Consider the following 21,755-nt stretch of genomic DNA (forward strand, 5'->3'; position numbering starts at 1 on the left):
CATCCCATTTTGATCGCATAACTTAACAATTCTTTATTTTTTGAGTAGATCATTTTCAATCCTTTGTTTTTAAATATGTCAAATTGTATAAATAAATAGTAAAATAATTAAAAAATATGTCAAATTGTCATACTTTTAAGAAAAATACCCTATAATTTGTCATATATATAATAAAAAAGGAGTTAAAATGTTAGTACTTAGTGAAATTATCGAGAAGTTAAAAGATGTACTCTCAGAGAGTACCATAGGGAAAAAAGTGTTTGACAAAGATGTGGCTACTGCACTGAATATTCCCCAGGCAACGTTTGCAACGATGAAAAAAAGAAACTCCATTCCTTATGAAGAGATACTGGAGTTTTGTGCGCTTAAGAAGATCTCTGTGAACTGGCTCTTTTTTGACCAAGCCGTTGATATGCTCAAAGAGGAGACAGAGAAGTTTTTTCAGGTACGGTATTTTTCTGATATCCGAGCAAGTGCAGGTGGGGGTGCTTATGGATTTGATGAAGATTTTGAGACGATATCCATAGATGAAAAAATTATGCACAATATGGTTGGACTAGGGAACACAGAACTGGAAGCTATTCATGTCGATGGTGAATCTATGGAGCCAACTTTACAGGATGGCAGCATTGTTTTCATCGATAGAACAGAAACCAATATCAATAAAAATGGCATATTCATTGCATCAACTACGGGAGGATTGTTCATCAAACGTATCCAGCAGCGTGCAGATGGTATGATAGAGCTTATTTCTGATAACAGTATGTACCCACCACAAGCGGTTGCTTCTGATGAAGTAACGATTGTAGGTAAGGTTGTTGGTAATATCGAAAGTTTATAGTTTTCGATATTGCAAAGCAATAAAGAGCAGCCTGTTGCAAGAGCCTACTGCTAACTATCAACTAAATTGCAGTGCAAGTGAGGCACTAAATGCCGAGTTGTAAGTAGTCTCAGCGATAAGCGTAACTTTTAGGACTTTGTTCAAAAAGTGTCCTTTATGATGAAGTCTATAGGCTATTCGCACACTCCACACATCGTACACTCTCAGGACGTATGCGCATGCGCCCTATACCTATGGGTTCTTCACACTCGATACAGATACCAAACATAGGTTTGTCTATGCGTGATAGGGCATTGGTAAGTCTTGTTAAGCGCAATTTTGATTCATCCAATATTTTGTTATTGACATGCTGTTCTCCCATAGCCTCTAGACGGGTCAGTCTCCCTAGTGAACAGTCAGGAGAGATGGGTTGTACTTTTTCTTGAAGCATCTTTATCTGCTCTTTAAGGATTTTGATATGGGTCTCTATCGTTTCTTGTAGGTCACTTTTCTCTTCTTTTGTCATTTCTGGCCACTTTATGCTATATTGAGATTATTATACACGAAATGGAACAAAATGGGTAACAGTAAAATAGAGTACAGTGTGATACGCAATGCTACATATTAAAAAAACCGTATTTTTTGTAGTGACATTGAGTTTTCTGTGGGCAGAACATAACCATACAAATGCACTCATTCAAGAAGACTCTCCTTATCTGCAGCAACATGCGCATAACCCTGTCAACTGGTATCCTTGGGGGAAGGAAGCGTTGGATAAGGCAAGAAAAGAAAATAAAATGATCTTTCTCTCTATAGGGTACAGTACCTGTCACTGGTGCCATGTGATGGAGGAAGAGAGCTTTACCTCCGATGCCGTGGCTGTATTGCTCAATGAGAGTTATGTATCCATTAAAGTAGACAGAGAAGAACTCTCTCAACTGGATAAAAAGTATCAAAGGCTTTATATGTCCGTACATGGGAAAAGAGGAGGATGGCCTTTGAGTGTTTTTATGTCCCCTGAAGCAGAAGTCTTTCATGTGGCTACCTATATTCCTAGAGACGGGTATGGTTCCATGGGTCTGATGAGTCTACTGCCATCCTTTACGAGACTGCAAAAAGAGAAGGCTGGGCAATTTCAGTTATTGGTTGAACAGCACAAACAAGCAGCATTAAGAGGGAACACCAAAGCACAGCTAAATGAGAAGTTGAATGCAGACGTGATGGATAAAGCAGTCCGGGAGATCACTACAGAGTTTGATCCACAGAATGGAGGATTCGCTTTAAGGCCAAAGTTCCCCGAAGCATCCAAACTGGCTCTTTTGATAGATATCTATCAGTTAAGCGGGAACAAAAAAGCATTCTATATGGCACAGCTGACACTTAGGAAAATGGCTGAGGGAGGTATCTATGACCAGATAGGCGGAGGATTTTTCCGTTATACCACGGACAGGCATTGGCAGATGCCTCATTTTGAGAAGATGCTTTATACCAATGCAGAACTACTTCCTGTCTATGTACGTATGTATGAACTTACTACGGATCCCCTGTATCAAAAAATCGTCTATGAGACCATTGCACAAATGGAAAAGCATTTTATGCAAGAAGGTCTCTATCTTACTGCCAGTGATGCGGACAGTAATGGAGAGGAGGGAGGGTATTTTATCTATGAGTATGCAGAAGTAAAAAAATACCTATTGACTCAAGGATGGGATCCCCGAGAGATAGAAGAGGTCTTGGCATACCTGGGGATAGAAGAAGACGGAAATATAGATGGAGATTTTTCCCATACACATATTACCGGTGACAAGGTGCCTTTGAGGCTGGAAGAAGTGAAAACATATTTAAGAGAGGTCCGCAGTAAAAGAACTTTCCCTTTTATAGACAGCAAGGTCATCACGGCATGGAATGCGATGATGATCAAAGCACTTTTTGTCGCGTCAAGGCTTGATAGACAGTATCTGACTTTGGCTGAGCAGCGTTTAGATGCGCTTCTAAAAAAGATGAGCCCCCAAGGTATACTGTATCATCAAACACTTCCAGGGAAAGCCCCTAAACAAGAAGGGTTGCTTGAAGACTATGCTTTTTTGATAGATGCTATGATAGAAGGGTATGAAAGGACATACAATAAAACATATCTTACCCTGCTCCAATCATTGACCAAAGAGGCCCTGGATAAGTTTTATAGAAAGAAGCAGTGGTACTTGAGTGATGACAGTATACGTGCAGAGGCTGACTTTGATGACAGGTATTATACTTCTGCTTTAAGTGTCATGCTGGAAAACCTGGTCAGACTTGCTGGTCTTACCGAGGAACTCTCTTATGCCAAGATAGTCAAAGAGACCATTCAGAATACGGGCGCTGTATTGAAAAAATCACCGGCTAAAGCACCCAAACTGCTTCATGCCTTTTTACGTCTTAAAATGGGAGATGTGATCATCAAATCAAAGATAAAAAATTTGCAAAAAAGCAGAAAAGAGATAGATGCGATAGACTATCCTTTTATTTTAAGCAAATTTGAAGAGAGTGATAAGTATCTTGCCTGTAGAATAAACAGCTGTTTTGCCTATGATACAAACATCACAGCTTTGATAAACTATATAGAGAAGGAGCTAAAGTAAAGTATGCTAACAATGAATGATGATCTGGAAGGTGCGCTAAAAGCATATCTTGTATTACTTGATGAAGAAGAGTATTTTGAAGCACATGAGGTCCTGGAAGAGGCTTGGCATCCTTTGAGGCTCAGCGATCATCCATTGGCTAACCTCGCAAAGGGGTTGATCAATGGGGCTATTACGTTTGAGCATATCAAACGCAATCGTAAAAACGTGAAAGACAAAGCACAGCGTGTCATAGCTTCTTATGAAAGACATAAACATTTGTGTACCGAGAGTATTGAACATGCAGAGCTTTTTAAGCAAGCCTGTCAAAAGATAGAAGCGCTGAAAGTAACACACGCTGGGGTGTTTGATGTTCTGGTATCATAGCACCACCAAACATTCTTACAACTCTGTACGGACCAATCCTAACAGGCTCTCCTGGGAAGATCAGCCCAGTACGTATAAAAACTATCCGGAACATTATAAAAAACGAAAGCTGGATCTGGAAAAAGAAGAAGAGAATTTCCTCTATCATATCGCAGGATTGACGGCAAAAAAAAGTTATCCAAGCGGAGAGTATTATCTGCGGATCAACCCTTCAGCAGGTGCTCTCTATCCCAACGAACTCTATTTTCAAACACGGGGTGTAGAGGGTATAGAAGATGGTATCTATCACTATGAAGTGCTTTCTTCCTCTTTGACACTGCTCCAACGCATTACAGATGATGAAGGCTTGGAACCCTATTTTGGATACAAAACAGCGATGAAAGGGTATCTGTTCTTGGTCTCTGCCATTTATTATCGTTCTTCGTGGAAATATAAGAACCGTGCATTCAGGTATTGCCTCTTGGATGCGGGACATCTTTTGGGCAGTATAGAAGCCTCAGCATTGCTCAAATCGAATGTGGTAGAAATGCGGTACGATATAGACAGAGAAAAGCTTAATCTCATGTTCGGATTTGAAGACAGAGAGTGGATGCTTGCAGGGTGCTCTATGGCGATACCTATAGAAGACCAAGACGTATCGCCCATAGAGTTTTCACTTCCCTATGTGGATGGAAGCAGAACGTTTGAACCCAACCCGCTTATCGAGCAGGCGTACCATGAAACCATGCATTTGGAGTCTTGCAAGAGAGAAGTGAAGGCCCCCGAATTTACCTATTATACGGAAAAACTTCAAGAGACGCTTTTTAAACGTAGATCACAAAGAGGTTTCCAGGAAGGTGCTATTACGAAGGGGCAGTTCAATTATATTATGGAATCGGTACACCAGCCTGTCCTGAGTGACTGCGATGAAGAGGTCTCTGTTTACGTCGTCATCAACCGGGTGCTTGACATGCCGTTGGGACTCTATAAAGAAGGCGAGTATCTGAAGTATGGAGACTTTGCCAGAAAAGCAGGGTATTTGAGTTTGGAACAGTATAGTCTTTCTATGCAGGGAGCAGTAGCCTTTTTCCTCACTTCCAAAGCGAAGAACTATCAGGCACTTTACCAGAAAGCCGGTATCATAGGACATAGACTTTATGTGGCTTCACTCTATATGGGGATAGGGTGTTCGGGTATCGGTGCGTATTATGATGATGAGGTCAATGCATTTGTGGAGAACGATGAAATGGTACTGTATGCTTTGGCGATAGGCAAATAAGTCCTATGAGACTATTTAGTTTTTAAACCGATACCCCAATGTTTCTAACTGTGTACGTAACAATGCAGGGATATCCCCTTGAAACTCTAAACACTCGTCTTTGACAGTTCCACCGGTGCCAAGCTTTTTTTTAAGCGTTTTAAGCAGCGCCTGAAGATCTGTTGTTTTTAAATAAAAAGGTTTGACAATGGTGACCACTTTACCACGCCGTTTCTCTTTTGCAAAATGCAATTGATGTTTTTCGGGTGCTTTGATCTCTGTAGAGATTTTTTTAGTGGGCTTCTCTTTATTATCTGATGACCAGCCATCATCAAAATTTGCACCCATTTCAAATAGATTTTCTTTCACTATTCACTCCTAATTATAATCTGTATCAAAAAGTATGCCAAGCACTACCATGAGAACAAGCAAGAAAATAAAGACTTTGTAAAGTGTTGCATCACTAGGAAGTTTCATCTTCATCCTATCTCATAAATGATTTCAGTTTTATTCTTCTTTGTTTGGATCTCTTTGATGCTCAGTCCTTCTATGGGAAGTTTCATAAACGCTTCGAGGGTTTCTATCCCCGCTTTGGAAATCTCTCGCAGGACGATACCTCTATAGGCCTTTGCCCAATGGCTCACGACTTTCCCCTCTTTGATGAACTTGAGTGTGGTATAGGGTTTAGCGGGTTTGTAGAATTTATCATAAAAACCTGCACGCAGATCCAGTATCTCATCCTCAGCCAGGTATGCTTCCATAAGTGCTGCAGCGTGTTCATTGTAAAATTTCTCTGGCTTGATGTCGCCTACGGCTTCTCCCTGTTTGAGTTTATACTCAGGGATGAGATCAGAAGCACGGATGGGACCAAAGAGGTTTGAAAAGAGAATGACATGGCTGTCTATATACTTTTGTGTCTCTCTATCCAGCTTTGCATAACCCAGGTAATCAAAAGCCACACCTGTATATCTTTGGATGGCTTTCATCGTGAGTTCATGTATGATATCTTTTTTATGTGCAAGGATATCTGCTTCTTTTTTGAGACCAAACATTTTGGACAGTGTGGGTATGTCACCCTTTTGTAAAACATTGATATAGGTATGCAAGAGTTTGGTTCTGTGAGGCAAGAGGGCTTCAAAGAGTAAAGTAGCAGGATTAAAAGAGTGTTCTCCTCCTGATTTTTTGGTTTCACTTGGTGCCAATAGTATTTTCATTAATAGTGCCTCTATTTTTCATTTTATGTGGATGTATTCTATAGAAATTACCTAAAAAAGAGAAATTTTTATCAATTTGTCCAAAACCCTTGACATTAAAAACTTTTTTGTCTATAATTCCCGTCCATTTTAAGTGTAACCGCTTTTAATGATGGTGCTGGTGTAGCTCAGTTGGCTAGAGCAGCTGATTTGTAATCAGCAGGTCGGGGGTTCGAGTCCCTTCACCAGCTCCATGAAAGAAATATAATTATCAGTGTTTGACCAGTAAAGATTTAAACATTAAGGTGAGTTACTCAAGTGGCCAACGAGGGCAGACTGTAAATCTGCTGACTATGTCTTCGAAGGTTCGAATCCTTCACTCACCACCATATGTTAAATCGCATAAAAGATGCGGGCGTAGCTCAGTGGCTAGAGTTCCTGCCTTCCAAGCAGGCTGTCGAGGGTTCGAATCCCTTCGCCCGCTCCATAAACTGGGAGCTGTGTGAATTATGTATTTAACACACTAATAACTTCACATGTAAAAGCTTTCCTTTTTTATTCATTTATGACTTTAACGCACAAATATTAATTATATACAATTGAGTTGCCCATATGGCTCAGGGGTAGAGCACTTCCTTGGTAAGGAAGAGGTCGTGAGTTCAAGTCTCACTATGGGCTCCACTCTCCATGATAGTATGGACAAAAGTATTACATCTTTGTAATAGTTCTGTCCATATAGGTATGGGGTCTAAGAAAATTTAGGTATAATACTGCCTTTAAATCATTTTACGCTAGGAGAATAGCATGGCTAAAGAAAAATTCGAACGAACAAAACCGCATGTAAATATCGGTACTATCGGTCACGTTGACCACGGAAAAACTACATTGACAGCTGCGATCACAATGTGTCTAGGACTTAAAACTGGTGCTGCTACAATGGATTATGATCAAATTGATAATGCTCCAGAAGAGAGAGAAAGAGGAATTACAATTGCTACTTCTCACGTAGAGTATGAAACAGAAACTAGACACTACGCTCACGTAGACTGTCCAGGTCACGCGGACTACGTTAAAAACATGATTACTGGTGCTGCTCAAATGGACGGTGCTATTCTTGTTATTGCTGCGACTGATGGTCCAATGGCACAAACTAGAGAGCACATCCTTCTTTCTAAGCAAGTAGGTGTTCCATATATCGTTGTATTCTTGAATAAAGAAGACCAACTTGATGATGAAGATAAAGAAGAGATGTTAGAACTTGTAGAGATGGAAGTACGTGAACTTCTTTCTGAGTATGACTTCCCAGGTGACGATACTCCAATCGTAGCTGGTTCTGCATTTAAAGCACTTGAAGAAGCTAAAGCTGGTACAGCTGGTGAGTGGTCTGAAAAGATCTATGCACTTATGGATGAAGTAGATGCATATATCCCTGAGCCAGTAAGAGAAACTGATAAAGATTTCCTAATGGCAATCGAAGATATCTTTACTATCCAAGGTCGTGGTACTGTTGTAACTGGTAAAGTTGACAGAGGTACTGTATGTGTTGGTAACGAAGTTGAGATCGTTGGTCTTAAAGATACACAAAAAACAACTGTTACTGGTGTTGAAATGTTCCGTAAAGAGATGGATTGTGGTGAAGCTGGTGATAACTGTGGTGTTCTTATCCGTGGTATCGATAAAGAAGCTGTGCAAAGAGGTATGGTTCTTTGTAAGCCAGGATCAATCACTCCACATACTGCATTTGAAGCTGAAATTTATGTTCTTACTAAAGAAGAAGGTGGTAGACACACTCCATTCTTTAACAACTATAGACCACAGTTCTACGTTCGTACAACAGACGTAACAGGTTCAGTTCAACTTCAAGAAGGTACTGAAATGGTTATGCCAGGAGACAACGTTAAAATTAACGTTGAACTTATCGCACCTGTTGCACTTGATGAAGGTACTAAGTTTGCTATCCGTGAAGGTGGTAGAACAGTTGGTGCCGGTGTTGTTTCTAAGATTATTGCTTAATAACACACTGCAGGAGGCTTGCCTCTTGCGCACTTATCATAGGAGATAACAATGAGAGAAACAGTTCACTTAGGTTGTGAGAAATGTACAAGACGTAACTATCACACCAATAAAAACAAAAAAACGACAACAGAAAAACTTGCTCTTAAAAAGTATTGTAAATGGTGTAAATGCCATACAGTACACAAAGAGATGAAACTGTAATCGGAGACTTTTGTTAGATACTATCGGGCTTTGCCCATAGTATTATTTCTAGGCCAATAGCTCAGTTGGTAGAGCACTGGTCTCCAAAACCAGGTGCCGGGGGTTCGAGTCCCTCTTGGCCTGCCACAAGTAAAGGTAATATATATGGGAAAAATTTCAACATTTATAGCACACGCGAGAGCGGAGATTCATAAAGTTATATTTCCAACAAAAGTACAAGTAAGACAAGCATTTTTAGCAGTTGTTCTGGTAGTAACTGTAATATCAATATTTTTAGCGTTGGTTGACTTTTTAATGTCATCAATCGTATCATCAGTTTTATAGGATAGACAATGGCTTATCAATGGTATGCAATTCAAACATATTCAGGTTCGGAACAAGCTGTAAAAAGAGCGATCGAGCAACTTGTCAAAGATCATGGAATTGAAGATAAACTTGAACGTATCGTCGTTCCAACAGAAGAAGTGATTGAAGTTAAAAATGGCGTGAAAAAGATTACTGAAAGAACATTGTATTCTGGGTATGCTTTCGCACATATAGACCTGGATACTGATCTCTGGCATAAGATACAATCTTTGCCAAGAGTATCTAGATTTATCGGTGAACAAAAGACACCTACTGCACTTTCAGAGGCAGATATCAAAGTGATTTTAGACAAAATGGAGCAAAAAGCTGCACCAAGACCTAAAGTTGATTTTGAAACAGGCGAAATGGTCCGTATTGTTGATGGTCCGTTTGCAAACTTTACAGGCATGGTTGAAGAGTATGATCTAGACCATGGAAAGTTAAAGTTGAATGTTTCAATCTTTGGTAGAAACACACCGGTTGAAATACTCTACACACAAGTAGAAAAAATACTATAAGACTTAACGGTCAAATCAAACAAAGGAAGAACAGATGGCAAAAAAGATAACTGAAAAGTTCAAAATGATGATCCCAGCTGGATCAGCAAATCCATCACCACCAGTAGGTCCTGCACTTGGACAACGTGGTGTAAACATTATGGAGTTTTGTAAAGCTTTTAATGAAAAAACAAAAGATAAAATGGGGTTCAATATCCCTGTGATCGTTACAGTATATGCAGATAGAAGTTTTACATTTGAAACAAAACAACCACCTGCAAGTGACCTTATCAAAAAAGCAGCAAACATTAAAAAAGGTACAGATAATCCACTTCTTAATAAAGTTGGAACTATCACTAAAGCAAAACTTGATGAAATTATCGATCAGAAAATTGTTGATCTTAACACGAATGACAGAGAAATGGCAGCGAACATTATTGCTGGTTCTTGTAGAAGTATGGGTGTTGAAATCGTAGACTAGTCTTTTTTTAAGATAATCATAACCACATGATTTTAAATGTGGGAGCATATAAAGCGGAGAATAAAATGGCAAAAAAACCAAGTAAAAGAAGAGAAGCACTACTTAAAATAGTAGATGCGACGAAAACATATAGTGTTGATGAAGCAATGACTACACTTAAAAACCTTAAATCAGCAAAATTTGATGAAACTGTAGAAGTGGCACTTAACTTAAATGTTGATCCAAGACATGCAGATCAAATGGTGAGAGGATCAGTTGTTCTTCCTAATGGAACTGGTAAAACAGTAAGAGTAGCAGTATTTGCAAAAGACGCTAAAGCGGATGAAGCTAAAGCAGCAGGTGCAGATTTGGTAGGTTCTACAGATCTTATCGAATCAATTCAGGCAGGTAATATCGATTTTGATATCGTAATTTCAACACCTGATATGATGGGTGTTCTTGGTAAAGTAGCAAGAATCCTTGGACCAAAAGGTCTTATGCCTAATCCTAAGACTGGTACAGTCACTATGGATGTTGCTAAAGCAGTTGAAAATGCTAAAGGTGGACAAGTTAACTTTAGAGTAGATAAAAAAGGTAACATCCATGCTGGTATTGGTAAAGTTTCTTTTTCAGAAGAGCAAATCAAAGAAAACTTTGTAACACTTCTTGAAACGATCAATAAAGCAAAACCTGCTTCGGCAAAAGGTAGATTTATCACAAATGGTGCGATTTCACTCACTATGAGTCCTTCAATCACACTTGATACTACTGAATTAATGGATATAAAATAATTCATTGATAAAGAGGGCCTATGCTCTCTTTATATTGTCTTCAAACAAAAATTAATCGTTTAGTTTTTGTTTGAGGGTAATTTTTACCACTCAGTAATCTTAGATCAAAGATAAGAGGGGCGAAAGCTTAATTAATATATTTGAAAGAATATATGGTCCTTTATGGAACCCTTTTAGAGATCGGAAGGAGAATTATATGACTAGAACTAGAAAAGAAGAGTTAGTTGCGCAGATGACAGCAGAGTTTAAAGACGCTGGTGCCATTATCGTTTGTGATTACAAAGGTATGACTGTTGAGAATCTTGAGATCGTAAGAAATCTTGCTAAAGATGAAGACACAAAAGTACAAGTTGTTAAAAATAAACTCGCAGCGATCGCATTGCAAAATGCAGGTTGTGAAGCGATTGATTTTAAAGACACAAACCTTGTAATCTGGGGTGATACACAAGTTTTACCTTGTAAGATCGCTGACAAAGCCGCTACTGATTTTAAAGATAGTTTTGCAATCAAGACTGGTTTGATCCAGGGTGAAGTTGCTAGTTTGGAAACCATTAATGCAATGGCTAAACTTCCTACTAGAGATGAACTTATCGGTATGCTTCTTAATGTTTGGAACGCACCGGTGCAAAATTTCACTATTGGTATGAATGCATTAGCAGCAAAAAAAGAAGAAGAGGCGTAGAGTGGTGAGAGCCACGAGGCTCTTTTAATTTGAAACTGTAAAATGTTTCATCTCATATGAATTATAATTTAAGGAATTAATTATGGCAACAACTAAAGAAGATGTTCTTGAGTTTATCTCAAACATGTCAGTACTTGAGCTTTCTGAGCTTGTAAAAGAATTTGAAGAAAAATTTGGTGTATCTGCACAAGCTACAGTAGTAGCTGGCGGTGGTGCAGCTGCAGGTGGCGAAGCTGCTGAAGAACAAACTGAGTTTGACGTAGTACTTACTGATGCAGGTGCTAAAAAAATCAACGCTATTAAAGCAGTAAGAGCAATCACTGGTCTTGGTCTTAAAGAAGCGAAAGCTGCTGTTGAAGAGACTCCATCTGTACTTAAAGAAGGTGTTTCTAAAGAAGAAGCAGAAGACTTCAAAAAACAACTTGAAGAAGCTGGTGCTTCTTGTGAGCTTAAATAAGAATTCTTATTTAAAAGAGCTTAGGCATATTGCCTAAGCTCCTGTTACAAACCTCATTGGATATAGCGATAAACTATTCGGAGACATTTCATACCCTCATGGCAATAGTTTATTTGTATACCCAATATATACACATTAAACATACTACATAAACCAAACCAAAACCGAAATAAGGATAGCCCATGTTAAATTCTTTACATTCTGGTAACAGACTTCGTGTTGACTTTTCAAAAACACCAAGAGAAATTGAAATCCCAAATTTGCTCCAGCTTCAACAAAAAAGTTATGAAAACTTTTTAATGTTAGGTGAGAAAGACAGAAAAAACTCTACATTAGAGAAAGTTTTCAAATCATCTTTCCCTATCCATGATCAACAAAACAGACTTACACTCACGTATAAAAACTCTGAAATCGTTAAACCAAAATATACCGTTAGAGAGTGTATGGAGAGAGGATTAACCTATTCTGTATCTCTTAAGATGAACATCGCACTTACGATCTGGAACAGAGATGAAAAAACAGGTGAAAAACTTGACCCAAAAGAGATCAAGGAACAAGCTGTTTTCGTACGTGATATTCCATTGATGACAGATAGAACTTCTTTTGTTGTCAATGGTGTTGAAAGAGTTATCGTAAACCAGCTTCACAGATCTCCAGGTGTTATCTTTAAAGAAGAAGAAGGAACGACTGTTGGTAGTGGTATGCTTTATTCTGCTCAGATCATTCCAGACCGTGGTTCATGGTTGTATTTTGAATACGATTCTAAAGATATCCTGTATGCACGTATCAATAAAAGAAGAAAAATCCCTGTGACGATCTTATTTAGAGCTTTGGATTACTCTAAAGATGATATTGTAAAACTTTTCTACGCAACAAAAGAGATCAATATCAAAGATAACAGATTCCTTGTAAGATTTGATCCGAATGACTTTGGTGGTAGAGCAGAGTATGATGTCAAAGATATGGATGGTAACACCGTTGTCAATGCAGGGAAAAGACTGACTAAGAAAAAAGCAGAAAAGCTTATTGAAGATGGTTTAGAGTGGATCGAGTACCCACTTGAAGTATTGATGGAAAGACACTTGGCTAAGCCTATTATCGACCAAGAGAGTGGTGAAGTACTGTATGATGTCGTGACACCACTAGATGAGAGTAAGCTTAAAAAGATGATCGAAGAAGGTGTTGAGACGATCGAAATCATCAACGACCTTGCTGAGGGTGCGGATATGTCAATCATTAATGCCTTCATCGCTGACAATGAAAGTTTAAGACTCTTAAAGCAAACAGAGCAGATCGATGATGAAAATGTGCTTTCAGCAATCCGTATCTACAAAGTGATGAGACCAGGTGAGCCAGTGACACCTGATGCTGCAAAAGCATTTTTAAAGCAACTCTTCTTTGATCCGGAAAGATATGACCTTACGAAAGTGGGTCGTATGAAAATGAACCATAAGTTGGGTCTGGATATTCCTGAGTATGCTACGGTATTGACTGCAGAAGATCTTATCAATACGGTGAAATATCTTATTAAAGTAAAGAACGGTCAAGGTCATATAGATGATAGAGATCACTTAGGTAACAGAAGAATTAGAGCCATTGGTGAACTTTTGGGTAATGAACTTCACAACGGTCTTGTGAAGATGCAAAAAGCGATCAAAGATAAGATGACAACCGTATCTGGGACACTAGATGAGTTAATGCCGCATGACTTGGTAAACTCTAAAATGATCACCAATACGATCTTGGAATTTTTCTCATCAGGACAGCTTTCACAGTTTATGGACCAGACAAACCCACTTTCAGAAGTGACACATAAAAGAAGACTTTCTGCACTGGGTGAGGGTGGTCTTGTAAAAGAGAGAGCCGGATTTGAAGTAAGGGATGTACACCCTACGCATTATGGACGTATTTGTCCTATTGAAACGCCTGAGGGGCAGAATATTGGTTTGATCAATACATTGGCTACCTATTCAAAAGTAAATGAGCACGGGTTCATTGAAGCACCATATAAAGTGGTGAAAGATTGCCAGGTGACTGACGAGATCGTATATATTACTGCGACACAGGAAGAAGATAAATGTATCGCTCCTGCATCTACTGTGGTTAGTGAAGACGGGCGTATTGTTGAAGATCTTATTGAGACTAGACTCAATGGTAACATCGAGCTTAATGAAGCAAAAAGAGTTGATCTTATCGATATCTCTCCATTGATGATCTCTGGTTCTGCGGCTGCATTGATCCCATTCTTGGAGCACGATGATGCCAACCGTGCACTTATGGGTTCAAACATGCAACGTCAAGCAGTACCTCTTCTTAAAACCGAGGCACCAGTGGTGGGTACGGGTATGGAAGCGGTTGTGAGTCGTGATGCATGGGAATGTGTCAAAGCAAAAAGACCAGGTACAGTGGAAAAAATAGATGCGAAGAACATCTATATCATGGGTGAAGATGAGAGTGGTGTATTTATAGACCATTATCCACTTGAAAAGAACATGAGAACCAACCAGAATACGACGTTTACACAAACACCTATCGTAAAACTAGGTGACAAGATCGAAGCGAAACAAGTGATCGCAGATGGTGCGAACATGGATCAGGGTGAACTTGCGATCGGTAAAAATATCCGTGTTGCATTTATGCCTTGGTATGGATATAACTATGAGGATGCGGTGATCATTTCTGAAAAATTGATCCGTGAAGATACATTCACCTCAGTGCATACCTATGAAAAAGAGGTAGAAGCAAGAGAACTCAAACACGGTACGGAAGAGATCACACGTGATATCCCGAATATCCGTGAAGATGAATTGTTACACTTAGATGAAAGTGGTATCGTTCAGATCGGTACGTATGTAAAACCGGGTATGATCCTGGTAGGTAAAGTTTCTCCTAAAGGTGAGATCAAACCAACACCAGAAGAGAGACTGTTAAGAGCGATCTTTGGTGAAAAAGCAGGACATGTGGTCAATAAATCACTTTACTGTCCAGCATCCATGGAAGGTGTGGTTGTTGATATCAAAGTCTTTACGAAAAAAGGCTATGAAAAAGATGCTCGTGCTATCCAGGCCTATGAAGAAGAGAAAGCAGTGCTGGATGGTGATCACCATGACCAACTTCTTATGATAGATAGAGAAGAGATCTTACGTATCGCAAACTATCTTTCAAATCAAGAGTTAGCGAAAGCTGTAACGATCGGTGAAACTGAGTATGCAGCAGGATCTAAGATCGATGAAGAGACGATCAAAGGTGTAAACAGATTTGCACTAAGAGGTGTCGTTCAGTCTTACACAGATGATGTACAAAATGAATATGAGTCATTGAAAAACTATTTCTTGAAACAAAAGAAGAGACTTAAAACAGAACATGAAGAGAAATTGTCGGTACTTGAAAAAGATGACATTCTTCCTTCAGGTGTAACGAAGCTGGTAAAAATCTATATCGCTACAAAGAGAAAACTAAAAGTAGGTGATAAAATGGCGGGGCGTCACGGAAACAAAGGTATCGTTTCCAATATCGTACCAGAGATCGACATGCCTTACCAGGAAGATGGAAGACCGGTAGATCTTATCTTGAACCCGCTAGGGGTACCGTCTCGTATGAACATCGGTCAGATCCTTGAAGTACACTTGGGATTGGTCGGGAAAAACCTTGGTGAGCAGATCGAAGAGATGTTCGAGAACCAGAAAGAAACCTTTATTAAGGATCTTAGAGAGAAAATGATCGCTATTGCTGATGTAGCAAAATTGATGAACGCAAAAGAGCTTTTAGAGAGTATGAGCGATGAAGAGTTGATCACATACGGTAGAGATTGGTCTACAGGTGTAAAATTTGCTGCACCGGTATTTGAAGGAGCAAATCAAGCTGAATTCGACAAGCTTTTTGAAATGGCTAAGATGGACTCAGATGGAAAAATGGTCTTGTTTGATGGTAAAACAGGTGAACAGATGATAGAGAGAGTCAATGTGGGTTACATGTATATGCTTAAACTTCACCACTTGGTTGATGAAAAAGTGCATGCACGTTCAACTGGACCTTACTCACTTGTGACACAACAACCAGTGGGTGGTAAAGCACTCTTTGGTGGACAAAGATTTGGTGAGATGGAAGTATGGGCACTTGAAGCCTATGGTGCGTCACATACACTTAAAGAGATGTTGACCATTAAATCAGATGATGTGGAAGGTAGAGCAAGAGCATACAGAGCGATCACCAAAGGTGAAGCTGTTCCTGAATCGGGTGTCCCTGAAACAATGTTCGTATTGACAAAAGAACTTCAAGCATTAGGTCTTGATACAGAATTATATGAGAGTAAAAAAGAAGTGGAGGGTGAAAATGAGTAAGTTTTTAGAGAATTTAACACCAATAGATCTTAACAGTGAAGAGAGACCGCATGATGTCGCAGCATTACAACTGAGAGTCGCGAGTCCGGAGAAAGTACTCTCATGGAGTTACGGTGAAGTAAAAAAACCAGAAACGATTAACTATAGAACCCTAAAACCCGAAAGAGACGGTCTTTTCTGTGCGAAGATCTTTGGACCTATCAGAGACTATGAGTGTCTTTGCGGTAAATACAAAAAGATGCGTTATAAAGGCGTCGTATGTGAAAAATGTGGGGTTGAAGTCACCACTTCAAAAGTAAGAAGAAACCGTATGGGTCACATTGATCTTATTGCTCCTGTGGCACATATCTGGTATGTCTCTTCACTTCCATCACGTATCGGTACACTTTTGGGTGTAAAGATGAAAGACCTTGAGAGAGTACTTTACTATGAAGCATATATTGTCAAAACGCCTGGTGAAGCAAGCTATGACAGTGAAGGTTTAAATCCACTGGCAAAATATGATGTATTGAATGAAGAGCAGTATCAGCAGATCACTCAACGTTTTGGTGATACAGATCTAGATGCAAGAATGGGTGGTGAGATCATCCAGGAACTGCTTGCAGATCTTGATCTTGTTGAAATGTTCAACCAGCTTAAACTTGATATAGAAGCAACAAAATCTGAAGCAAAAAGAAAGACGATCGTTAAACGTCTTAAGGTGATCGAAGCTTTCCTTCATTCAGGAAACAGACCAGAGTGGATGATGTTGACACAACTGCCGGTACTTCCACCAGATCTAAGACCTCTTGTAAGTCTTGACGGCGGTAAATTTGCTGTTTCTGATGTGAATGACCTTTATAGAAGAGTGATCAACAGAAACCAGAGACTTAAAAGACTGGTAGAACTGGATGCACCTGAAATTATCGTTAGAAATGAAAAGCGTATGCTTCAAGAAGCAGTCGATGCACTTTTTGATAACGGTAGAAGAGGAAATGCAGTTAAGGGTGCGAACAAAAGACCATTGAAGTCACTCTCTGAAGTGATCAAGGGTAAACAAGGTCGTTTTAGACAAAACCTTCTTGGTAAAAGGGTTGACTTCTCTGGTCGTTCGGTTATCGTTGTTGGTCCAGACTTACGTATGGATCAGTGTGGTCTGCCTAAGAAAATGGCGATCGAACTCTTTAAGCCGCACTTGATGGCAAAGCTTGAAGAAAAAGGGTATGCAACGACACTTAAACAAGCCAAAAAGATGATCGAAAAGCAAGAGAATGAAGTATGGGAGTGTTTAGAAGAGGTAGTTGATAACTATCCTATCTTACTGAACCGTGCACCAACGCTTCACAAATTGTCGATTCAAGCGTTCCACCCAAGACTGATCGAGGGTAAAGCAATCCAATTGCACCCACTGGTATGTTCAGCGTTCAACGCCGACTTTGATGGGGATCAGATGGCGGTACATGTACCACTTTCAGATGAAGCGATAGCGGAAGCAAAAGTATTGATGCTTGCATCAATGAACATCTTGCTTCCGGCATCAGGTAAAGCGATAGCCGTACCTTCACAAGATATGATTTTAGGGCTTTACTACCTCACACTTGAGAAAAATGATGTAAAAGGTGAACATAAACTGTTTGCCAATGTAGAAGAAGTGGAAATCGCATTTGAACAACAGTCACTTGACTTGAATGCACGTATCAGAACAGTGATCGATGGGCACATTGCTAAATCGACTGCAGGTAGACTGATCTTAAAATCAATTATTCCTGACTATGTACCGGAAAAATACTGGAACAAAGTCTTGAAGAAAAAAGATATCGGTGCATTGGTTGACTATATCTATAAAATAGGTGGTGTGTCAGAAGCTGCAGGATTCCTTGATAATCTTAAGGATATGGGTTTCAAATATGCAACTAAAGTGGGTGTATCTATTTCCATTGATGATATTAAAATTCCTGAGATGAAAGCAGGAAACGTTCTTACAGCAAAAGAAGAAGTGAAAGAGATCCAGCGACAATATGGTGCGGGTCTTTTAACGGATCAGGAACGTTATAACAAAATTATTGATATCTGGACGGATGCGAACAATAGTATTGCGGAAGGTCTTATGGATCTTATTAAGCAAGATAAAGACGGATTTAACTCGGTTCACATGATGGCAGACTCTGGGGCGAGAGGTTCAGCAGCTCAGATCAGACAACTTTCCGGTATGAGGGGTCTTATGGCGAAATCGGACGGATCAATTATTGAAACACCTATTACGTCAAACTTCCGTGAAGGTCTAAATGTACTTGAGTACTTTATTTCAACACACGGTGCGAGAAAGGGTCTTGCCGATACAGCACTTAAGACGGCGAATGCGGGTTACTTAACAAGAAAACTGATCGATGTTGCACAAAATGTGAAGATCTCTATGACAGATTGTGGTACACATGAAGGTGTAGAAGTATCAGATATCGTTGTGGGTAATGAAATGATCGAGCCATTGGCAGATCGTATCTATGGTAGAGTATTGGCTGAAGATGTTATCGATCCTATTACTTCTGAAGTATTGGTAAGTGAAGGTACGATGATAGATGAAGAGACTGCTACAAGAGTACAAGATGCGGGTGTGCGTTCAGTAGTTATGAGAGCACCGTCATCATGTAAAGCACCAAAAGGTATTTGTGCAAAATGTTATGGTCTGAATATGGCTGATAACAAAATAGTAAAACGTGGAGAAGCTGTAGGAGTTATTGCAGCGCAATCTATTGGTGAGCCAGGTACACAGCTTACCCTACGTACATTCCACACGGGTGGTACGGCAACAGCAGGTAAAGAAGATAGACAAGTTATCGCAAGCAAAGAAGGTTTCATTAGATACTATAACCTGAATGTATACCGTAACAGAGAGGGTAAACTGATCGTTGCAAACAGAAGAAATGCCGGGGTACTTTTGGTAGAACCTAAGATCAAAGCAACCGTTGACGGAACAGTTTCTCTTGTGGTCACACATGACGAGTATGTGATCTCTGTCAATGACGGAAGTAACAATGAGGTGAAATACAACCTTAGAAAATCGGATGTCGCTAAGTCAAATGAACTTGCAGGTGTTGCAGGTAAAGTAGAAGGAAAGCTTTTCTTACCGCTTCAAGATGGTGATAAAGTAAAAGAGGGTGACTCTATCGTTGAAGTGATCAATGAGGGTTGGTCTGTACCAAGCCGTGTGCCATTCGCTTCTGAACTTAAAGTGGAAGATGGTGCGCCAGTGACACAGAATGTGGTTTCTGAATCAAAAGGTAAAGTGAAATTCTTCTTACTTAAAGGGGATTATCTTGAAGCACATACAGGGATTACTGAAGGTACAAAAGTAGTAGAAAAAGGTCTCTTTGCGGTTGTTGTTGATGAAAATAACAGAGAAGCAGCAAGACACTACATATCAAGAGGATCGATCGTAAAAGTAGACAATGATGCTATGGTTCAAAGAGGGGATCTTCTTTCTGCTCCTGAAGCATCAGCACATGTAGTGATCGCTGAATGGGACCCTTATTCAGAGCCTATTATTGCAGAGCAGAAAGGGACATTGAAGTTTGAAGATATTATTCCAGGTGTCACTGTGGTTGAACAGTTTGATGAAGTGACGGGTGATACAAGACTTGAATTGAACGAGTATATTCCTGCTGCCTATAAACCAGCTATCGTACTTGCAACTGAAGGCGGAGAATTGATCCGTTATCAACTTGATGCAAAAACGAGCTTGTTTGTTAAAGATGGTGATGAAGTAAGTATTGCAGATATCTTGGCAAAAACTCCAAAAGCGGCTATCAAGTCAAAAGATATTACCGGAGGTCTTCCAAGAGTATCTGAACTCTTCGAGGCTAGACGTCCTAAAGACATTGCACTTATTGCACAGATCGATGGTGTAGTAAGCTTTGGTAAGCCACTACGTGGTAAAGAGAGACTTATTATCTCTGGTGACAATAATCAGGTAACTGAACAGTTCATCGACAAGAATAAAGTAGCGCTTGTGCACACGGGTGAATATGTACATGCTGGTGAAAAACTGACTGACGGTATTGTATCAAGTCATGATATTCTTGCAGCACTTGGAGAAAAAGCATTGTATGAGTACATTGTGTCTGAAGTACAAATGGTATATCGTAGACAAGGGGTTAATATCTCAGATAAACACATCGAGATCGTGACTTCTCAAATGATGAGACAAGTGAAAGTGGTTGAGAGCGGTGACTCTAAGTTTATTGCAGGAGATATCGTGTCTCGTCGTAAATTCCAAGAAGAGAATGAAAGGGTTATCGCTCTTAGCGGTGAACCTTCTATTGCTGAGCCAATGCTTGTAGGTATTACCCGTTCAGCGGTTGGTGCAGACAGTATTATCTCTGCTGCATCATTCCAGGATACAACAAAAGTATTGACTTCTGCATCTATCGCAGGAACAGTTGATGCACTTGAAGATCTTAAAGAAAATGTTGTTATCGGACGTCTTATCCCAGTAGGTACTGGTATGATCGACAATGAGAATATTAAATTCACAGCTGCAGAGTAATCTGGGCACACTGTTTCTAGTTTAGGCTAGAAACAGGTTAAACCTCTTTCTTCTCCTTCACACCTCTTAAGTATAAGAATTTCTAAAGAATCTTTCGATATAATATGCCTCCAATTTTCTGTAGGAATTAGGCTAGATATAAACGTTCACAGTGAATGTTTTTATGTGGTGTAAGAACCCAGATTCAAGAGATATGATCTCAATTCAAACTAACCAGAAAGGAAACGATTTGCCTACAATTAATCAATTGATTCGTAAAGAACGTAAAAAGCAAGTGAAAAAATCAAAATCACCTGCGCTCGTAAAATGTCCTCAAAGAAGAGGCGTATGTACTAGAGTATATACTACAACACCAAAGAAGCCTAACTCGGCACTTAGAAAAGTTGCTAAAGTAAGATTGACAAGTGGTTTTGAAGTAATCTCATACATCGGTGGTGAGGGTCACAACCTTCAAGAACACTCTATCGTACTTGTAAGAGGCGGAAGAATTAAAGATTTACCTGGTGTTAAGTATCACATTGTTCGTGGTGCACTAGATGCTTCAGGTGTAACTGGAAGAACAGTTGCAAGATCTAAATACGGTACTAAAAAACCTAAATAATCCAAGATTATTTTAAACGCGTTAAAGTAAAAGTTTAGTCTAGAAATAGACTTGAAACAGGTGTTGTCATTTATCCTTAGGGGACAAGACTTGAGTAAATCAACCATATAAGATTGAAGAAGGAAACATAATGAGAAGAAGAAAAGCTCCCGTTAGACCGGTATTGCCAGATCCAGTACACGGTTCTAAAGTATTAACAAAGTTCATCAATGCAGTAATGCTTGATGGTAAGAAAAGCACAGCGCAAAAAGTAATGTATGCTGCGTTAGAGAGAATTGAATCAAAATCTGGTGAAAAAGGTATTGAAGTATTCAACAAAGCGATGGATAACGTCAAACCTGTAATGGAAGTAAAATCTAGAAGAGTAGGTGGTGCAACGTACCAAGTGCCTATAGAAGTAAGACCTGTAAGACAACAATCACTGGGAATCAGATGGATCGTTGATGCAGCTAGAAAAAGAAATGAAAGAACTATGATGGAGCGTTTAAGTAATGAACTTATGGACGCTGCAACTGAAAAAGGTGCTGCTTTCAAGAAGAAAGAAGATACGTATAGAATGGCTGAAGCGAACAAAGCGTTTGCTCACTATAGATGGTAAGGAACTAAGTT

At 39.5% G+C, this 21,755-nt stretch carries 19 protein-coding genes and 5 tRNA genes; 21 read left to right on the forward strand and 3 right to left on the reverse strand.

Annotated features, from left to right (window positions below):
• Nucleotides 1–187 precede the first annotated feature (187 nt).
• Entirely contained in the window at nt 188–841 is a 654-nt protein-coding gene (locus LDM93_RS09255) for a LexA family transcriptional regulator (RefSeq protein ID WP_223892127.1), read from the forward strand.
• A 166-nt stretch (nt 842–1,007) separates the two neighbouring features.
• Here the strand turns inward: LDM93_RS09255 and LDM93_RS09260 are convergent, their stop codons facing one another.
• Nucleotides 1,008–1,346: a TraR/DksA C4-type zinc finger protein gene (locus tag LDM93_RS09260; protein WP_223892128.1), complete on the reverse strand. Its 339-nt coding sequence runs from the start codon at nt 1,344–1,346 to the stop codon at nt 1,008–1,010.
• A gap of 88 nt (nt 1,347–1,434) precedes the next feature.
• Here LDM93_RS09260 and LDM93_RS09265 point away from each other — a divergent pair, with 88 nt between their 5' ends.
• Genes LDM93_RS09265 through LDM93_RS09275 form a run of 3 tightly spaced genes read left to right on the forward strand, consistent with a single transcriptional unit; the run spans nt 1,435 to nt 5,062 of the window.
• Nucleotides 1,435–3,438: a thioredoxin domain-containing protein gene (locus LDM93_RS09265; RefSeq protein WP_223892129.1), complete on the forward strand. Its 2,004-nt coding sequence runs from the start codon at nt 1,435–1,437 to the stop codon at nt 3,436–3,438.
• A gap of 3 nt (nt 3,439–3,441) precedes the next feature.
• Nucleotides 3,442–3,804, forward strand: coding sequence for a DUF309 domain-containing protein (locus LDM93_RS09270; protein ID WP_223892130.1), 363 nt, complete (start codon nt 3,442–3,444; stop codon nt 3,802–3,804).
• A complete protein-coding gene (locus tag LDM93_RS09275) occupies nt 3,788–5,062 on the forward strand; it encodes a SagB family peptide dehydrogenase (protein WP_223892131.1) in 1,275 nt (424 codons plus the stop codon). Before LDM93_RS09270 ends, LDM93_RS09275 begins: the two co-directional genes overlap by 17 nt.
• A 15-nt stretch (nt 5,063–5,077) precedes the next feature.
• Here the strand turns inward: LDM93_RS09275 and LDM93_RS09280 are convergent, their stop codons facing one another.
• Entirely contained in the window at nt 5,078–5,410 is a 333-nt protein-coding gene (locus LDM93_RS09280) for a translation initiation factor (RefSeq protein ID WP_223892132.1), read from the reverse strand.
• Between the two features lie 110 nt (nt 5,411–5,520).
• A complete protein-coding gene (locus LDM93_RS09285; protein ID WP_223892133.1) occupies nt 5,521–6,255 on the reverse strand; it encodes a YaaA family protein in 735 nt (244 codons plus the stop codon).
• Between the two features lie 156 nt (nt 6,256–6,411).
• Here LDM93_RS09285 and LDM93_RS09290 point away from each other — a divergent pair.
• The 17 genes from LDM93_RS09290 to rpsG all read left to right on the forward strand — a co-directional run bounded on the left by LDM93_RS09290 (nt 6,412) and on the right by rpsG (nt 21,744).
• A tRNA-Thr gene (locus LDM93_RS09290) sits at nt 6,412–6,488 on the forward strand.
• Between the two features lie 50 nt (nt 6,489–6,538).
• Nucleotides 6,539–6,623, forward strand: a tRNA-Tyr gene (locus LDM93_RS09295).
• Nucleotides 6,624–6,645: 22 nt separating this feature from the next.
• A tRNA-Gly gene (locus LDM93_RS09300) sits at nt 6,646–6,721 on the forward strand.
• A gap of 119 nt (nt 6,722–6,840) precedes the next feature.
• A tRNA-Thr gene (locus LDM93_RS09305) sits at nt 6,841–6,915 on the forward strand.
• Between the two features lie 123 nt (nt 6,916–7,038).
• Entirely contained in the window at nt 7,039–8,247 is a 1,209-nt protein-coding gene (gene tuf / locus LDM93_RS09310; protein WP_223892134.1) for an elongation factor Tu, read from the forward strand.
• 51 nt (nt 8,248–8,298) lie between these two features.
• A complete protein-coding gene (rpmG, locus tag LDM93_RS09315; RefSeq protein WP_008245833.1) occupies nt 8,299–8,451 on the forward strand; it encodes a 50S ribosomal protein L33 in 153 nt (50 codons plus the stop codon).
• 50 nt (nt 8,452–8,501) lie between these two features.
• Nucleotides 8,502–8,577, forward strand: a tRNA-Trp gene (locus LDM93_RS09320).
• Nucleotides 8,578–8,595: 18 nt separating this feature from the next.
• Nucleotides 8,596–8,775 carry a preprotein translocase subunit SecE gene (gene secE / locus LDM93_RS09325; protein WP_223892135.1) on the forward strand — a complete coding sequence of 60 codons (180 nt, stop codon included), beginning with the start codon at nt 8,596–8,598 and terminating at the stop codon, nt 8,773–8,775.
• Nucleotides 8,776–8,783: 8 nt separating this feature from the next.
• The gene (nusG, locus tag LDM93_RS09330; protein ID WP_223892136.1) at nt 8,784–9,314 is read left to right on the forward strand and encodes a transcription termination/antitermination protein NusG; all 531 of its coding nucleotides are present in this window, start codon (nt 8,784–8,786) and stop codon (nt 9,312–9,314) included.
• A 34-nt stretch (nt 9,315–9,348) separates the two neighbouring features.
• Entirely contained in the window at nt 9,349–9,774 is a 426-nt protein-coding gene (gene rplK, locus LDM93_RS09335; RefSeq protein ID WP_223892137.1) for a 50S ribosomal protein L11, read from the forward strand.
• Nucleotides 9,775–9,839: 65 nt separating this feature from the next.
• Nucleotides 9,840–10,544, forward strand: a complete 705-nt coding sequence (gene rplA, locus LDM93_RS09340; protein WP_223892138.1) for a 50S ribosomal protein L1 — start codon at nt 9,840–9,842, stop codon at nt 10,542–10,544.
• A gap of 196 nt (nt 10,545–10,740) precedes the next feature.
• On the forward strand, nt 10,741–11,226 hold the full coding sequence (rplJ, locus tag LDM93_RS09345) for a 50S ribosomal protein L10 (protein ID WP_223892139.1): 486 nt from the start codon (nt 10,741–10,743) through the stop codon (nt 11,224–11,226).
• Nucleotides 11,227–11,308: 82 nt separating this feature from the next.
• Nucleotides 11,309–11,683, forward strand: coding sequence for a 50S ribosomal protein L7/L12 (rplL, locus tag LDM93_RS09350; RefSeq protein ID WP_223892140.1), 375 nt, complete (start codon nt 11,309–11,311; stop codon nt 11,681–11,683).
• 182 nt (nt 11,684–11,865) lie between these two features.
• On the forward strand, nt 11,866–16,023 hold the full coding sequence (gene rpoB / locus LDM93_RS09355; RefSeq protein WP_223892141.1) for a DNA-directed RNA polymerase subunit beta: 4,158 nt from the start codon (nt 11,866–11,868) through the stop codon (nt 16,021–16,023).
• On the forward strand, nt 16,016–20,545 hold the full coding sequence (gene rpoC, locus LDM93_RS09360; protein WP_223892142.1) for a DNA-directed RNA polymerase subunit beta': 4,530 nt from the start codon (nt 16,016–16,018) through the stop codon (nt 20,543–20,545). The genes rpoB and rpoC overlap by 8 nt, the downstream gene beginning before the upstream one ends.
• A gap of 229 nt (nt 20,546–20,774) precedes the next feature.
• The gene (rpsL, locus tag LDM93_RS09365; RefSeq protein ID WP_011979826.1) at nt 20,775–21,146 is read left to right on the forward strand and encodes a 30S ribosomal protein S12; all 372 of its coding nucleotides are present in this window, start codon (nt 20,775–20,777) and stop codon (nt 21,144–21,146) included.
• Nucleotides 21,147–21,276: 130 nt separating this feature from the next.
• The gene (gene rpsG, locus LDM93_RS09370; protein WP_223892143.1) at nt 21,277–21,744 is read left to right on the forward strand and encodes a 30S ribosomal protein S7; all 468 of its coding nucleotides are present in this window, start codon (nt 21,277–21,279) and stop codon (nt 21,742–21,744) included.
• The last annotated feature ends 11 nt before the right edge of the window (nt 21,745–21,755 follow it).

The sequence above is a fragment of the Sulfurovum sp. TSL6 genome (assembly GCF_019972115.1).
Classification (GTDB): domain Bacteria; phylum Campylobacterota; class Campylobacteria; order Campylobacterales; family Sulfurovaceae; genus Sulfurovum.

Excerpts from the sequence above, each read along its gene's own strand:
- rpoB (WP_223892141.1), top strand. The coding sequence starts at position 11,866 with ATGTTAAATTCTTTACATTCTGGTAACAGACTTCGTGTTGACTTTTCA.
- rpoC (WP_223892142.1), top strand. The coding sequence starts at position 16,016 with ATGAGTAAGTTTTTAGAGAATTTAACACCAATAGATCTTAACAGTGAA.
- LDM93_RS09285 (WP_223892133.1), bottom strand. The coding sequence starts at position 6,255 with ATGAAAATACTATTGGCACCAAGTGAAACCAAAAAATCAGGAGGAGAA.
- LDM93_RS09275 (WP_223892131.1), top strand. The coding sequence starts at position 3,788 with ATGTTCTGGTATCATAGCACCACCAAACATTCTTACAACTCTGTACGG.
- LDM93_RS09260 (WP_223892128.1), bottom strand. The coding sequence starts at position 1,346 with ATGACAAAAGAAGAGAAAAGTGACCTACAAGAAACGATAGAGACCCAT.
- rplA (WP_223892138.1), top strand. The coding sequence starts at position 9,840 with ATGGCAAAAAAACCAAGTAAAAGAAGAGAAGCACTACTTAAAATAGTA.
- rplK (WP_223892137.1), top strand. The coding sequence starts at position 9,349 with ATGGCAAAAAAGATAACTGAAAAGTTCAAAATGATGATCCCAGCTGGA.
- rplL (WP_223892140.1), top strand. The coding sequence starts at position 11,309 with ATGGCAACAACTAAAGAAGATGTTCTTGAGTTTATCTCAAACATGTCA.
- tuf (WP_223892134.1), top strand. The coding sequence starts at position 7,039 with ATGGCTAAAGAAAAATTCGAACGAACAAAACCGCATGTAAATATCGGT.
- LDM93_RS09265 (WP_223892129.1), top strand. The coding sequence starts at position 1,435 with ATGCTACATATTAAAAAAACCGTATTTTTTGTAGTGACATTGAGTTTT.
- secE (WP_223892135.1), top strand. The coding sequence starts at position 8,596 with ATGGGAAAAATTTCAACATTTATAGCACACGCGAGAGCGGAGATTCAT.
- rpmG (WP_008245833.1), top strand. The coding sequence starts at position 8,299 with ATGAGAGAAACAGTTCACTTAGGTTGTGAGAAATGTACAAGACGTAAC.
- rplJ (WP_223892139.1), top strand. The coding sequence starts at position 10,741 with ATGACTAGAACTAGAAAAGAAGAGTTAGTTGCGCAGATGACAGCAGAG.
- rpsG (WP_223892143.1), top strand. The coding sequence starts at position 21,277 with ATGAGAAGAAGAAAAGCTCCCGTTAGACCGGTATTGCCAGATCCAGTA.
- LDM93_RS09255 (WP_223892127.1), top strand. The coding sequence starts at position 188 with ATGTTAGTACTTAGTGAAATTATCGAGAAGTTAAAAGATGTACTCTCA.
- nusG (WP_223892136.1), top strand. The coding sequence starts at position 8,784 with ATGGCTTATCAATGGTATGCAATTCAAACATATTCAGGTTCGGAACAA.
- LDM93_RS09270 (WP_223892130.1), top strand. The coding sequence starts at position 3,442 with ATGCTAACAATGAATGATGATCTGGAAGGTGCGCTAAAAGCATATCTT.